General features: G+C 49.8%; 13 protein-coding genes and 1 riboswitch. Of the genes, 3 read left to right on the top strand and 10 right to left on the bottom strand.

Going from position 1 to position 15519, the window contains the following annotated elements:
* Position 1: 1 nt before the first annotated feature.
* The 10 genes from P403_RS0100685 to P403_RS0100640 form a co-directional block, all read right to left on the bottom strand.
* Entirely contained in the window at positions 2-910 is a 909-nt protein-coding gene (locus P403_RS0100685; RefSeq protein WP_029330224.1) for an AAA family ATPase, read from the bottom strand.
* Positions 911-1044: 134 nt separating this feature from the next.
* Positions 1045-1260: a DUF3006 domain-containing protein gene (locus tag P403_RS15925; RefSeq protein WP_034800737.1), complete on the bottom strand. Its 216-nt coding sequence runs from the start codon at positions 1258-1260 to the stop codon at positions 1045-1047.
* Between the two features lie 12 nt (positions 1261-1272).
* Positions 1273-2139, bottom strand: coding sequence for a ComEC/Rec2 family competence protein (locus P403_RS0100675; RefSeq protein ID WP_029330223.1), 867 nt, complete (start codon positions 2137-2139; stop codon positions 1273-1275).
* A complete protein-coding gene (locus P403_RS0100670; protein ID WP_029330219.1) occupies positions 2136-2687 on the bottom strand; it encodes a histidine phosphatase family protein in 552 nt (183 codons plus the stop codon). Before P403_RS0100670 ends, P403_RS0100675 begins: the two co-directional genes overlap by 4 nt.
* Before the next feature lie 62 nt (positions 2688-2749).
* Positions 2750-3544 (bottom strand): DUF3307 domain-containing protein, encoded by a 795-nt coding sequence (locus tag P403_RS0100665; protein ID WP_029330217.1) that lies wholly within the window; start codon positions 3542-3544, stop codon positions 2750-2752.
* Positions 3541-4188: a hypothetical protein gene (locus P403_RS0100660; RefSeq protein ID WP_029330210.1), complete on the bottom strand. Its 648-nt coding sequence runs from the start codon at positions 4186-4188 to the stop codon at positions 3541-3543. The genes P403_RS0100665 and P403_RS0100660 overlap by 4 nt, the downstream gene beginning before the upstream one ends.
* A 262-nt stretch (positions 4189-4450) precedes the next feature.
* Positions 4451-4921: an NUDIX domain-containing protein gene (locus P403_RS0100655; protein WP_235195152.1), complete on the bottom strand. Its 471-nt coding sequence runs from the start codon at positions 4919-4921 to the stop codon at positions 4451-4453.
* 296 nt (positions 4922-5217) lie between these two features.
* Entirely contained in the window at positions 5218-7623 is a 2406-nt protein-coding gene (parC, locus tag P403_RS0100650) for a DNA topoisomerase IV subunit A (protein WP_029330206.1), read from the bottom strand.
* Positions 7616-9586 (bottom strand): DNA topoisomerase IV subunit B, encoded by a 1971-nt coding sequence (gene parE / locus P403_RS0100645; RefSeq protein ID WP_029330204.1) that lies wholly within the window; start codon positions 9584-9586, stop codon positions 7616-7618. Before parE ends, parC begins: the two co-directional genes overlap by 8 nt.
* A gap of 160 nt (positions 9587-9746) precedes the next feature.
* Positions 9747-10148, bottom strand: coding sequence for a CoA-binding protein (locus P403_RS0100640; RefSeq protein ID WP_029330203.1), 402 nt, complete (start codon positions 10146-10148; stop codon positions 9747-9749).
* 431 nt (positions 10149-10579) lie between these two features.
* Between P403_RS0100640 and P403_RS0100635 the strand changes: the two genes are divergently transcribed.
* The 3 genes from P403_RS0100635 (at position 10580) to P403_RS0100625 (ending at position 15234) form a co-directional block, all read left to right on the top strand.
* Complete coding sequence (locus P403_RS0100635; RefSeq protein WP_235195151.1) at positions 10580-11620, top strand: tyrosine-type recombinase/integrase; 1041 nt, start codon at positions 10580-10582, stop codon at positions 11618-11620.
* Between the two features lie 36 nt (positions 11621-11656).
* Positions 11657-14257, top strand: coding sequence for a DEAD/DEAH box helicase (locus P403_RS0100630; protein ID WP_029330201.1), 2601 nt, complete (start codon positions 11657-11659; stop codon positions 14255-14257).
* A 338-nt stretch (positions 14258-14595) separates the two neighbouring features.
* Positions 14596-15234: a 50S ribosomal protein L25/general stress protein Ctc gene (locus P403_RS0100625; RefSeq protein WP_029330200.1), complete on the top strand. Its 639-nt coding sequence runs from the start codon at positions 14596-14598 to the stop codon at positions 15232-15234.
* A gap of 90 nt (positions 15235-15324) precedes the next feature.
* Positions 15325-15423: riboswitch (TPP riboswitch) on the top strand.
* Positions 15424-15519 lie beyond the last annotated feature (96 nt).

The raw sequence follows: 15519 nt of genomic DNA, 5'->3' as shown, positions 1-15519 counted from the left end.
GTTACACCTCAGTCGGTACAGTCAAAGATTCGAGTGTTTGTTTGACGAGTCGTTCATTCGTCATCTTCAACGTCGCTTCAAGGGTCAAGACGAGACGATGGGCGAGCAAAGGGGTAGCCAAGCTCTTGATATCTTCCGGCGTCACGTAATTCCGCTCATGCATCCAGGCGCGTGCTTTTGCCGCTTTCAGCAAGGCAAGCGTCGCCCGCGGACTCGGACCGATTTCGATGTCACGGTGCGCTCGTAGGGCGTCACATACATCAAGGAGGTAGTCCTCGACCGTGTCTTCGATGGTTACGGCTGCGACTTCCTGTTTCCAGGCGTTCAATTGCTCGAGTGGGAGATGAAGATCCATCGCCTCGAGATGTGCGCCCCGCAAAAGTGCTTTTTCAGCAGTCCGGTCGAGCGGCGTGAACGAAAGTTTGAACAAAAAACGATCGAGCTGAGCTTGAGGCAACGGGAACGTTCCTTGTCCATCGAACGGATTTTGTGTCGCGATGACAAAAAAGTGTTGCGGTAACGTATAGGACGTGTCACCGATTGTGACTTGTGCTTCCGCCATCGCTTCAAGGAGCGCAGACTGGGTGCGCGGGGTCGTCCGGTTGATTTCATCGACGAGGACGATGTTGGCGAACAGAGGACCGAATCGTTGTTCGAATGAGCCGGTCAACGGATTGAACAACTCCATTCCGAGTAAATCGGTCGGTAGCGTATCAGCTGTACACTGGACACGGGAAAACTTCGCATCGAGCGACTGCGCCAATGCCTTAGCGAGTGTCGTCTTGCCGGTACCCGGTCGATCTTCCAGTAAGACATGTCCTTCGGCGAGCATGCCGATCAACAGATGATCGATGACATGGTCCTGTCCGAGGACGGATTGTTTTAAGGATGTACGTAGTTGTTGAAACATAAAATAATTCCCCCTTGTTTTCTTCTCACTAAAGTGTACGAAAATTCAGATAAAACTGCTAGTGATTCTCGAGATTCCTTCTAAATAATTCCATTAACACGTAAAAAGCAGACACAGCGTGTCTGCTTTTTACGTCAATCTTCAAACAGTTCATCGATCAATTGGTCGATTTCCTGGCGACGCGCCACCGTCTCGGTACGTAAAATCCGGATCGAGCGCCCTTGCCATTCCAGCCGATCGCCGATTTCTGCTGCGACCGGCAGTCGTTCTCGCGGGAGTTGAATCGTTTCCCGTGCTTCCGTCTCACACAAGGCGAATGCCTCCTCGAAAGCTGTGACCGTCATCTTCATCGTTATGCCTCCTTAGTTCGGACGGAAGTCTTTGCGACTTGTGACGGTAATCGCCGTCCCATCCGATGTGTATTCAATCGTCCCCATCCGGTCCGTCCGGTCGATTGTGATGCTCTCTGCTGCTAAGGCATTCATGACTGTCGGCCGGGGATGGTTGTAGGCATTTCCTTCTCCCGCTGAAATCAAGGCACGTTCAGGGTGGACGGCTTGAAGAAATGGAATCGACGACGATGTATCGGCACCGTGATGACCAATCTTTAAGACATCTGCCTTGACGTCAATTTTGGCTGTTAGTAATTGTTGCTCCGTCCGAATTGGCGCGTCCCCCATGAAGAGGAACGTATTCTCCTCGTGCGTCATCTTCAGGACGGCACTCCAACTGTTTAAATCACGGGTCCCGTCCGTCAAAGGAGCGATGATCTCAAAATCGGCTGATTCACTCGGGATGACGACGCCGGCTTTCGCCGTCTTGATTGTCACCCCTTCATTTTTGACAGCAAGCAAAAAGTCACGATAGGTATCGGTCGTATGATTGACACGCGGGGCGTAGACTTGGTCGACATCAAATGCTTCAAGGACGGTGTCGAGTCCGCCGATGTGATCGGCGTCAGGGTGGGTCGCGATGACGGCTGTTAAGCGTGTCACCCCAAGCGCTTTTAAGTAGCGGACAACGTCATCTCCCTTACCATTGTTGCCACCATCAATCAAAATCGAGTCCGTCTTCGTCCGGATGAAGGTGCTGTCACCTTGTCCGACATCAAATCCGTATACCGAGACCGTCGTTTCGGCGCGGTCGGTGCGTAGCGCTTCGTCTTCCCGTGTCATATAGAAAATGACGATCAGACCGAGGGCGAGCAGAATCGTCGAAGCCCATTTCATCGTCTAACCTCACTCTTTTCAAATTGATAGAGCATCCCGTTGCGCGGGTGACGGAAGCGGGGGCCGGTGTAACCACGTTTTTTCAGTGCCGTCCGCATCAATAACATCATTCCGCCGTGACCGACGAGGAGAACGCGTTCATTATTCTCGAATGCCAATTGATTCAACAACACTTCAATGCGTTGGTTGGCATCTTTAATCTGCGCCTGAATCCGTTTGCTGAATGGAGCGACGAGCCGACCGATGATCGCCCAGGCGAGGAAGGGGAGGCGAATCCGGGAATTGATCGTCGGGAACGGCACTTCCCGTAAGAGGTCGGTCACGATGATTTCATCTTCATAGACACTTTCTGCTGTCTGGATCGCCCGCGGCATACTGCTCGCATAACAGATCGTCCAGTCGGTCTGTCCGAGTTCGACCGGTTTGACATCGATCGCCGAGCTATCGTACCGTTCAATCCAAGCTTCGATGTCGGAAGCGCTAATCCAACCTTTCGTCGGATATCCTTCTGTGACCCGGTGGTGTCTGACTAATCCAATCGTTTTCATTTTTGTTCGACGGTCTTTCTGGTAAAGCCAGGAAGCCGTCTCACCTCACTTTCTTTCTCGTTCTATAATACGAAGCGAATGGCGATTCCGCAGAGGAGTGCGCTCAAAATACTAAGTAAACTGCCAATGATATAATATTCCGCAAAACGGCGGTCTTCAAACTGCTTGAACCGCGCCAATGCTTTGAGGGCGATGATGAAGCCGATTGCACCAACCGCATTGACGGCGACGAGAATGACGATGATCGCCCGTTCGACGAGACCGATATAGCGACCAACGCCATTAATCTCTGTCGTGTAACTGCGGGCCGAATCCTCAACCTCGTGGGTAACGGAACGGCTGATCCCGTTCAATTGTTCCTTACGAGTCACTTTCCGCTCGAAATGGGATTCAATCAATCGGGGAGCGAACGGTAGCAGCAAGGGGGCAATGCCGCGTCCGACCAGTTCCGTCGCAACCAGGCTCCACATGATGATCCAAAGCACTTGGAAGGAGAGGGTGATAGCAGTTGGCCAACTGATCGGGAACATCACCGCGATCAGACCAATGATGATGCCGATATGTAACAGTTGATCAATCCAAAAAGCCGGTGCCGGTTTGATGATCCGCTTGAGTTGTGAGCGGTCAATGACGGCGTGCGATCCGATAATCGCACTGAAGAGATACAGGGCACTTACGAGCTCGATTTGTCCAGTCAGGTAAAAATAACTTAAGACAGACGCTGTACAGAGGCTATGTATCCCGAGATGGACGAGTAGGGGGCGAAGCTTCCGGTGCTTGTGCTCCGCCATCCGTTTACCTTGCAGCGGGAAATCGGCAACGAGATGGGCAATCAGGAGGCTCAACAGTAAATTCATCCAATCGCCTCCCAGACCTGGAGTTGCTCGAGCGCTTGTATAAAAGCCGTTTCGAGTTGCTTCCGTTGTTTACGTTGCGAGCGGGCAACAAGTTTCGCGACGTTGATTCGGGCATCTTTTTCTTGAAAACCCATTTTTAGTCCGATTTCTTCATACGTTGCGTCCGGGAATCGGTCCATCAGTGTATGGAGCTCGATTTGACGATCTGTTTTCCCAAAATAAGCGGGATACAGCATATCGACATAGCCTGTTAGTAAAGCAGCCGGGAAATAAGGGGGGCCGGCGAAAACGATTTGATTGTCTGATTTTTTGGCCGCCTCTTGCGCTTCGAAGGCAAAAATGATGGCGCTACCGTTCGCTTCGTCGGCTTCTGTCGTCGAAAGCGTTTCATATTGACCAAATCCGACGCCGACATAACCGTCAAGCGGACTATTAACGAGTTCGAGTAAAACAGGATAACAGACTGGGTAGCTTTGGAAAACACCGAGTAAGCTGTCTCCAGACTTGATTTGAAATGGGACGAGTGCGTCTTTAAACTGGTCATTTAATTGCTCCGCCAACGTCCGGAGTGTCTGCAATAATTCTTCTTTGTGCGGAAAAGTGCGTGAATTTTTGACGTCAAATGAAATGGCGACGGCTTGCATCAAATTCCTCCTTTGTTACTGATATTCCGGTTACAACCGGAATGTTACCGATATAAAGGCAACAAATGATTTGTTACTGTATTTAGAGTAACAGGGGTGGATGTAAAAAACAAAGGGGCAAACTGACTATTTTTTATGGGGGACATGCCAAAAAAATATTTTTCTTTCCTAGTTAACATAACATATATTATCAATAGTTAAATAACCTTGTCTCATAAGTAAGGTAAACTCAATATAGTGAGACAAAACAAAAAACACGACGTTAGCCGTGTTTACGACAATCATACGGTTGATTCCGTTCCAACCGATGAATGAGCCGATCAAGAAAAATATGATGCCGGCGTTCAAGCTGTGTAATGCGATCAAGCGGCAACCAAGCAAAATGGAAAAAATCACCGCAATCTTGACCGTCACCCGCAACACAATGCGTCCATCTGTTTTCTTGGCATTCGATATGGGCATGATAGAAATACGTGTAATGGACCCGCATCCGCTCTGGGTAACGCATCTCTTCTTCGCCGACGTATTGAACGGTCGCAAGTGATAGACCACTTTCTTCTAACGTCTCGCGGACAGCTGCTTCCTTGGCGATTTCTGCGTCTTCAATCGTCCCGGCAGGAATCTGCCAGTCACTATCTGGAGCTGATTGAGGATGAAAAACAAGTAGTTCCCATCCCTCTGGTTGTTCCCGTGTGATATAGATTGCTACTTTTTCGCGTCGTCTGAATTTCATCTTCATCACCTCTCCAGTTAGGCAGATGGCACAAAAGCAGCTAAGGACGGATCCGCAGCTGCTTGAGAAAGACATATAAGCTACGCTTCGAACCGCTTCGCGTCTGATGTGACATGCTTGACCTGACCATTTTCTTTTATTGTAGCGGTTATTGGTCACTCTTTCAATTTGTAAACTAAAGATTCACCGATAATTTGTGGAAATAATCTAAAAAAATGATTAAAAGGACGACATTTCCTACAAAAAGACAGAAAAAAAGACGTCCCCCACACTTCATCGTGAGGGACGTCTGACCGTCAAACGGTATACCAGTCAACGAGTGGACCGAATTTTTCTTCATCATACGCAAATGAACCGTTCGATAACCGATCGAGATAAGACAAGGAACCGATTTGAATCGATTTTTCCTGTTCTTTTCCGATTAAAACGAGTTCTTTTTGATTCGTGACATCAAGTAACGCCGCTACCTGATGTGGTTTTGATTTTAAATCACGCAACAATTGTTGACCGCGTAAGGCACGATTCGTGACTTGGAACTGATCCGAAAGGCGCATCTTCTTCAAGGCACCCCGCTGCGTCAACAAGACGATGTTTGGTGCCTGCGTAAAGGCGATTGCCCCTGCGACGACATCATCATCCTTCAGGTTGATGGCTTTGACACCTGCTGCCCGGACACCGACGACCGGCACGTCGTCTTCCGTGAACCACAGACCGAAACCGCTTTGTGTCGCAAGGAACAGTTGTTTCTCACCAGTCGAGACCGCAGCATAGAGGACTTCGTCATCCGCTTTCAGACGGACGCCTTGCAGTGGTTTCGACTTCCGCTGGGCATTGTAATCACTCAACTTCGACCGTTTGACCATCCCTTGACGTGTCACGAACAGACAGTGTGCTGTTTCGTCGAACGTCCGGACGAGATCGATCGAGAGGACACGGTCGCCCGGCTCAAGTGGCACGAGATTCGCGACGTGTTGTCCGCCATCTTTCCACTTCGTGTCTGGAAGTTGGTGAACGGGAATCAATAAGTAATTCCCGCGTGTCGTCCAGACGATGACGTGATCGGTCGTCATCGCTTGCCCTTGATAGAGCAGACGATCTTGTTCCTTCATCTCCGGAAGGTCGTTCGAGGCACCGAATGACCGGAGCGACGAACGTTTGATGTAGCCGTTTTTCGACATGAAGACCATCGTTTCTTCGACAGCGATCATGACTTCTGTCTTCAGCTTCAGTTCTTCGACTTCCGCTTCGACCGTCGAACGGCGTTCATCCGCGACTTGCTCCTTTAAGATGCTCAATTCTTTGATGATGAGACGATTCCGCGTCTTCTCATCGTTCAAGATTTTCTCGAGTCGCGTGACTTCCTTCTCGAGTTTTTCCGCCTCTTCCTGCAATTCAACGATGTCCGTGTTCGTCAGGCGGTATAGTTGGAGCATGACGACAGCTTCCGCTTGGCGGTCCGAGAAGGCGAAGCGTTCAATCAGGTTCTCTTTTGCTTCCGCTTTGTTCGTCGCAGCCCGAATCAGACGGAGTGTCTCATCGAGGACGGAAATCGCAGTCATCAAGGCAGAAACGACTTCCTGGCGGCGTTTCGCTTGATCGAGATCAAACGTTGTCCGGCGGATGACGACTTCCTTAACGTGACTTAAATAGGCATCCAGTAAGGCGAGCACACCCATTTGCCGTGGTGTCCGCTCATGGATGGCGACCATGTTGTAGTTATAGGCGATTTGAAGGTCGGTTTGCTTGAGGTAAAAATGTAAAATCCCTTCTGCATCAGCCTCTTTTTTCAGTTCGATGACGACACGCAGTCCGTCGCGATCGGTTTCATCGCGGACTTCGGCGACGCCTTCGACTTTACGGTCGAGGCGTAATTCTTCCATCCGTTTGACGAGATTTGCTTTATTGACTTCATACGGTAATTCCGTGATGACGATTTGCTGACGTCCCCCGCGGAGTGTCTCGATTGTCGCCCGCGACCGGATGATGACTTTCCCGCGTCCTGTTTCGAACGCTTTTTTGATCCCGTCGAGCCCTTGCACGACGCCACCAGTCGGGAAATCAGGTCCTTGCATATGTGTCAGCAGGTCGTTGACATCGTTGACCGTGCCTGAGATACGACCAATTGCCGCGTCGAGGACTTCGCCCGCGTGGTGCGGTGGAATCTCTGTCGCGTATCCGGCAGAAATCCCGGTCGAGCCATTCATCAACAAGTTCGGTAATAACGATGGTAAAACGAGTGGTTCTTCCGTCGTATCATCGAAGTTGAGGGTATAGTCGACCGTCTGTTTATTGATGCCGTCTAGAATCAAGCTCGAGACTTTCGACAAGCGTGCTTCCGTATATCGCATCGCGGCCGCACTATCACCATCAATCGACCCGTTATTCCCTTGCATGTCGACGAGCGGATACCGTAACTTCCACTCCTGACTCAAGCGAACCATCGCCTCATAGACAGACGAGTCGCCGTGAGGGTGGTAATTGCCGATGACGACCCCGACCGTCTTGGCAGACTTCCGGTACGCACGGTCGTACAGGTTCCCTTCCGTATGCATCGCATAGAGAATACGCCGCTGGACGGGTTTAAGCCCGTCACGCGCGTCCGGCAAGGCCCGGTCCTGGATGATGTATTTCGAATAACGACCGAACCGGTCACCGACGACCTGTTCGAGCGATAAATTTAAGATGTTTTGTAAATTAGACATGCTTTGTCACACTCGCTTTCGTCACGTGTTCGTTTTCAATGATTGAGATGTCTTCCGCGAGTCCAAACGCGACGTTATCTTCAATCCATGACCGGCGGTGGCCGACGTTATCGCCCATCAAGACAGAAACACGTTTTTCAGCGACAGCGGCGTCGTCAATCGTGACGCGGATCAATGTCCGGGTCTCGGGATCCATCGTCGTTTCCCAAAGTTGAGGAGCATTCATCTCACCCAGTCCTTTGTAGCGTTGGATCATATAGCCTTTACCATACTTTTTCGTTGTTTTCGCAAGTGTGTCTTCATCCCAGACGTACTCGAATTTCTCCGTTTTTCCCTTACCTTTCGAGACGCGGTACAGCGGCGGTAAGGCGACGAAGACTTTTCCGGCGTCAATCAACGGACGCATGTAACGGAAGAAGAACGTCAGCAGGAGGACTTGAATGTGGGCGCCATCGGTATCGGCATCGGTCATGATGATGACTTTATCGAAATTACAGTCGGACAAGTCGAAATCTGCCCCGACCCCGGCTCCGATTGCGTGGATGATCATGTTGATTTCTTCATTCTTCATGATGTCAGCGAGTTTCGCTTTTTCCGTATTCAGGACTTTCCCACGCAGTGGCAAAATTGCTTGGAACGTCCGGTTGCGACCTTGTTTCGCCGAACCACCGGCAGAATCTCCCTCGACGAGGAACAACTCATTTTTGTCGGCGTTTTTCGAAGCGGCCGGTGTCAATTTACCATTTAAGATGCTGGAACGTTTCTTTTTCTTGCCGTTCCGTGCCTCTTCCCGGGCTTTGCGAGCTGCTTCGCGGGCTTGGGCCGCACGGATGGCTTTTTTGATGAGCAAAGTCGCCGTTTGCGGGTTTTCTTCCAGGTACGTCGACAGACGGCGGCTGATGACGGCGTCACAACTCGTCCGTGCTTCGGGAGAACCGAGCTTTGACTTCGTTTGTCCCTCGAATTGGAGGAATTCTTCCGGAATCCGAATCGAAACGATCATCGTCAAGCCTTCCCGGATATCATTGCCGTCGAGATTTTTATCTTTTTCTTTTAATAAACTATTTTTGCGGGCGTATTCGTTCATGACGCGGGTCATTGCCGTTTTCGAACCGACTTCATGGGTTCCGCCGTCACGTGTCCGGACGTTATTGACGAACGACAAGACATTTTCCGAGTAGGCATCCGTGAATTGGAACGCGATATCGACTTCGATTTCGTTTTCGACGCCTTCAAACGCGACCGTCGGATGCAAGACATCTTTATCGTCGTTCAAATAACCGACGAATTCGCTGACGCCTTCTTCATATTGGAAGACATCCGCTTTGTCGGACCGTTCGTCCGTCAACGTGATTTTCAAGCCTTTTAAGAGGAAAGCGGATTCACGGAGGCGCTCAGCGAGCGTTTCGTAGTTGTATGTCAACGTACTGAAAATTTTTGCATCCGGCTTAAAGTAGACAGCCGTTCCTTTTTGACGCGTCGTTCCCGTCTCGAGTAACGTCGTTTTCGGCATTCCACCATGTTCGAATGTCTGTTCAAACTGTTTGCCGTCACGATAAATCGTCACCTTCAAGTCTGTCGATAAGGCATTGACGACGGAGGCACCGACACCATGCAGTCCACCAGACGTCTTATAACCGCCTTGACCGAATTTCCCACCGGCGTGGAGGACAGTGAAAATGACCTCTGCCGTCGGTTTCCCCGACGCGTGCATTCCGGTCGGCATCCCGCGTCCGTGGTCACGGACCGTGATGGCGTTATCTTTATGAATCGTGACATCGATCTGTTCTCCGAACCCGGCAAGGGCTTCATCGATTGCGTTATCGACGATCTCATACACCAAGTGGTGGAGTCCGCGATGATCGGTCGATCCAATATACATACCTGGGCGCTTCCGGACTGCTTCGAGTCCTTCGAGCACCTGAATGGCATCATCATTATAATTGTTTAAATCTGTCGCCATAGTTTTCACCTCATATAGAAAAACGCCGATTTTCCAAACGTTCGTTCGTTTTTCTAGTAGTCTGTATCTAATTGTAGGCATCTTCTTCTTATCTGACAAGGGGGAATGTAAAAAAAGACACTTACTCGCGCTTGAGTAAGTGTCATGATTTGATCCAAAATTATAAGTATTGATGTTCGATTTTGATGCAGCGGTTTTCGATATACGGGATTCCTGCCCCGAGCGCTAAACTTTCCGCTTCGACGCTCGACAGACCGAGCTGGTTCCAAATCATTCCGACGTCGCCATGGGCAACGGCTTCTTTTGCCGTGTCCGCTAAAAACTCGGAGCGACGGAACACATCGACGATATCGATATGACCCGGGATGCTATCGACTGTCGGATAGACTTTCTGTCCATTCCATTCATCAAGTGTCGGATTGACGGGAATGACCTCGTACCCGTGTTGCACAAGGTAATCGGCAATCCAGTTCGCGGTTTTACCTGAATCACCCGAAACACCGACGACGGCGATCCGTTTCGCTTCTTTTAGTAGTTGACGTGCTTGTTGATCAGAAATCATTTAATTCTCCCCCTATGCGTAATTAAATCAATCTTCTTGTCTATACCCGAATCACTTTCGGTTAAGCCGTTTTTCTAAAAGTTCTCGACAATTTCGAGGGAAAATGAAAAACGTTCTGTACGAAATTGAGACGACCAACTACCTGTCGAAGTCGTGTTCGATGCAACTGAGAGCGAAATTGGTTTTTGAGAATATTTTTCCGGATTCGTTCTGTCAAGGTGACATAATACAATTATTGTTCTATTTGATGTAAGAAATTACGCCTTTCGTTGATTTGCATCGAGTTGACCAGTCGCCCATGAGTCGGAAAGTCGATGCAACTGAGCGCTCCCTGTCTGACAATTTAACGTTGCGTGAAATAACTATTTCACGCAAACTAGTGTACCGTCTACCAACGTTTGGTATAGTAAGGTCAGAGGGGGAATAGACTGATGAGTTTATTTAAAAATCTAGGAAAAACCGTTAAAACCGTCCAAATTCCGGCCCATACTGTTGATCTACCAGGCTATCACCGAATGCCGGAATTTATTCGCGATTACATCGACCACTTAGCTTCAAAAAATTTCTCGAAAGCAACGATGCGTCGTTATGTGTATGATTTTGATTCGTTTTTTAGCTTTGTCGCCGCCGCGTCAGGGCAGGATGTCCGGGCGATTGATATCACGCAAGAGGCGTTCCTTGAGATTGACGGCGCGGGAATTGCAGCTTACGCCGAATACTTAGCGTTGACGAAGGGTAATGCACCGAGTGTCATCAATCGGAAATTATCGGCGTTACAATCGTTATTTCGCCATTTGATCGACATCGGCGTCTTGTCGGAAAATCCGGTCGCAAAAATCAACCGTCCGAAACAAGCGAAACGCGATCCGGTCTACTTAACGAAACGCGAATGGGATGAACTGATTCAATTGCTGCCGTCGAACATTGAGATGAATCCGCGGGAGGCGGCCCATTATGAGCGTGACCGCGTCCGTGACGTGACGTTGTTCCAGCTACTCGGCTATAGCGGGATGCGTCTCAGTGAGATGACACAATTGACGTGGAACGATCTCGATTTTCATGAAGGGACGATTCGGGTGATTGGGAAAGGCAACAAGGAGCGGGTCATCCCGCTGGCGCAACCGGCACGCGTCGCCCTCAGAAAGTACGCCGCGCACTATCAGTTGTCGATGCGTGGGACGGACGCTGTGTTCGAGAAACAAGGGAAACCGCTCAGCCCGCGGGCGGTCCAACATATATTAAAGCGGCATACCGATCGGTTACGACCGGTCTTACCGTTTTTGGAACGGAAAAACATCACACCACACAAGTTGCGGCATACGTTTGCGACGCGTCTCGCGACAGGTGGCGTCGATGTCTTGACGATTCAGCAATTGCTTGGGCATGAGTCCGTCGCGACGACTCAAGTCTATGCCCATATCGGCGATCAAGAGAAAAAACGGGCGATCGAACTATTTGATGGTGAACGATAATAGTATTATGTCACCTTATGGTAAAGGAGACCTCAGATGAATTTTGGATTAAGTGAACGAAAAATCAAGCAAATGTCAGATACGTATGCCTTTCGTCGCGGAAAACGGTATGTGACGGCAAAAAAAGTAACCTTACGCAACTATTCGCCGGGTGACCTCTTCGTCGAAGCGGAAGTTGCCGGTGAATCTCGTTTTCACGTCCATGTCCATCTCCGGGAAACGGGAGTTGATGCTGGATGTAACTGTCCGTCACTTGCGATGGATGCCTCATTTTGCGGCCATATCGTCGCGGTGCTGTTAGCCTTACAGCAAATCCAAGCCTACGGGACGACCGGGCCGAACCGGCCAGCCATCACACCCTTTTCAGCGCGACCGGCGATTGAAGATGCGGCAGCTGCAACGTATCTTGCGACATTGACGAGCGAAAATAAAGCGCAGCTCCGGTTTGATGTCCGCGATGGCGGGATTGCACTCGAAAGCCTGACGACGCAACGCAGTTATCTCTTGTCCCTGCCCTACTTCGACCGTTTACTGAACGACCGCGACGGGTTACGAGAACGAGCGGACATCTGGATGAGCGCAGCTGTCCGGGGTCAACTCGTCAGCGGATCGCCTCGAGTCAAACTGGCTCTCGACCGGATCCATACCCGTTTAGAAGTCGTCGTCACGTTTGATTACGACGGTAAAACCATCAACCCGCTCAGTCCGACAGATTGGGTCGGACGCGACTTGTCGACAGAGCAGGCGGTGGTGCGTTACTTAGAAGAAATGGGATTCCGCGCGAATCAGGCACGTTATGTAGTAGAAGGAGAAAGTCGTCATTATGTTGTCTTAAAAGGTTTGCTTGACCCGATGGTCGCCCTCGGTCAACTCGAGTTGTACGCGACGGCGAGTATCAAAACGGCATTGCTCCCGGGTCCGTTCCATCCAAAAATTGAAGTCAACATAAAGAAGCGGCTTGATTGGTTGACGTTCAAGTTTTCGATGGATGGGATTTCAGAACAAGAGCTGTCGGCAATCCTCGCGTCACTCGTGACACAAAAGACGTACCACCGTTTACGCTCGGGACAACTGTTATCGCTCGAAGACCGCGCCTTCAAGCAAATCAAACGGTTGTTGCTTGAAGCGGACGCGACAGAACGGCAGTTGCTTGAAGCGGAATTGACCGTTCCTGCTTTGCCGAACTTGTCACTGTTGACCCCGGCTGCCTTCTTGACGGTCCATAGTCAATTGAAGGAACGTTTGCTCGAGATGAAAGCCGGAAAAACAGAACGACTGGCGTTACCGGAACCGCTTGCGACACAACTTTTGCCGTATCAGCAAGACGGTGTCCGCTTCTTCAAGAGTCTTGCGGCACACGACTGTCATGGCATCTTAGCGGACGAGATGGGACTCGGCAAAACGATTCAAGCCATCGGTTATATCGAAACGCTCCCGAGTGCCCGTATCCTGATCGTCGCCCCGGCGTCACTCCTCTACAACTGGGCAGCGGAGCTGCGCCGCTTTGCTCCGACACGCACCGTCCATGTGCTCAGTGGAAGTCGTGCGTCGCGCTTACGCCAGCTCGAAGATTTGCCGGACGACGTCATTCTTGTCATTTCCTATCCGTCGCTCCGGCTCGACATCAAAAATCATCAGGCAATCCATTACGATTGTATCTTTTTTGATGAAGCGCAACAGCTGAAGAATCCAAGGTCGCAGACGACGGTCAGCTTAAAACAGCTTTGGGCGACACGTCGGTTCGCCTTGACCGGGACACCACTCGAAAACAGGACGCTTGACCTTTGGTCGATTTTCGACGTCGTCTTCCCGTCACTCTTACCGGACCGGCAACGGTTTCTCGACTGGTCAGCACGGGATGTCCAACAATTCGTCGAACCGTTTTTACTGCGCCGGACGAAACAGGACGTCTTGCAACAGTTACCGGCGAAACAAGTCGTTCACCACTATACGGAACTGACGGCAGGGCAGAAAAAATTGTATGCCGCCCACTTGGCGAAGTTACAACTGGAAACGTTACAGCATCTCGATCAGTCGAAACCGGAAGAACGGATAAAATTACTGGCCGGGTTGACCCGCCTCCGTCAAATTTGTTGCGATCCCCGTCTGTTCGTCGAGGACTATCGCGGACGGTCGGCGAAACAGGACCGGTTGCTCGCCTTGATTCAAGAAAAACGGGCAGCGGGCAAACGGATTTTGATTTTTTCACAGTTTACGAAAATGCTCGATTTGATTCGGGACGACCTGCATGAGATGCACCTTCCCCACTTCGAACTGCGCGGGGATACACCGATTGCCGAGCGTCTCGAACGCTGCGACCGTTTTAATGCCGGAGAAGTTGATCTATTCTTGATTTCACTGAAGGCGGGTGGCACCGGATTGAACTTGGCGACGGCGGATACCGTCATCTTATATGATAGTTGGTGGAACCCGGCTGTCGAACAGCAAGCGGCTGACCGGGCACACCGAATGGGACAAAAACAGACGGTCGAAGTCATCAAGTTAATCACGAAAGGTACGATCGAAGAAAAAATCATCGAGCTGCAAGAGCGGAAAGCGACACTCGTGACGGACATACTCAAACAACCAGATTCGCTCGCACTGTCAGTCGATGAGATGGTGCAACTGCTTGAATAAGCAAAAACGCACCGATTTTTTAACATGTTGGAAACCGTTGCTGCTCTAAGGGAAACGGACTTCCAACAGCCCTTTTGTTGCCGAGGAATGTTTAGCTTTTAATGTTACGGGGGTATAACTATCATAGCACCGCATCAGCGAGTTGCTTTTACGACCACATGTTTCTCAATATCAGCGTAATGACCTGGGAGAGAAATGCTAACCACTCACTTCGATCTTCATTTTTATGAAATCAATTTGAAATAGCATTCGATGCACTGTTTTGGCCGGAACGATTCGTTCCACTCCTTTCTTCATTACCTTTTGAGGGCTATACCAAATTCAAGGGGGAAATGAACATGTCAGTAACATTAAAAGTAGAAGAACGCGAAGTACGCCCACGCTCACTTAGAAAGCAATTACGTCATGAAGGAAAAGCTCTTGGTGTCGTGTATGGTTACAAAGTGGAAAGTACACCGATTGCCTTTGACGAAAAAGCATTGATCAAAGTCGTTCGTGAACATGGTGAGAATGCACTTGTTGCACTTCAAATCGGTGGTAAAAAAGTCAACACACTGATCAACAAACTCGATATGGATATCTTCACACCAACAATCAAGCACGTTGAATTCATCGCTGTTAAAATGGATGAAGAAACAGAAGTCGAAACAGATATCGTCCTCGTCGGCGAAGCGGCTGGTGCAAAACTTGGTGGATATCTTTCACAAACACTCTTTAAAGTGACAGTTGCAGCTACACCAGATAAATTACCGGAACGCGTCGAAGTCGATGTGACAAACCTTAACCTCGGTGATTCTCTATCGGTTTCGGATTTACCGGAAGAAAAAGAATACCGTATCGTTACGGAAGGTGACATTCAAGTCGTTGCCGTCGTCGAATCGACACTTGAAGCGGATCTCGAAGAAACTGATGCTGAAGAACCAGCTGAAGCGACAGAAGAAGTTTCTACTGAAGAACAAACGGAAGAAAAAGAATAATTTTTCTTACCCTCCCCTCGCGGAGGGTTTTTTATCTGTATTGACAACTGTCTGTAGAGTCGGTACAGTAAAAAGCGTACACACTATATGCACATCCACTAGGGGAGCCCATTGGCTGAGACGATTCACTTCGGACCCTTTGAACCTGATCTAGTTCATACTAGCGTAGGAAAGTGGAGCGGTAATTCGTTCAATTTTTCTGCATGTTTGCAGATTCAGCGACCGCTCTCTTTCATAGAGGGCGGTCTTTTTGTTTGTCTGGTGGTTGTGCCAAAGGGAGATAGG

The sequence above is a fragment of the Exiguobacterium oxidotolerans JCM 12280 genome (genome assembly GCF_000702625.1).
GTDB lineage: Bacteria > Bacillota > Bacilli > Exiguobacteriales > Exiguobacteriaceae > Exiguobacterium_A > Exiguobacterium_A oxidotolerans.
The sequence above is the reverse complement of the archived record's forward strand: the minus strand, read 5'-3'. Positions and strand labels throughout refer to the sequence as shown.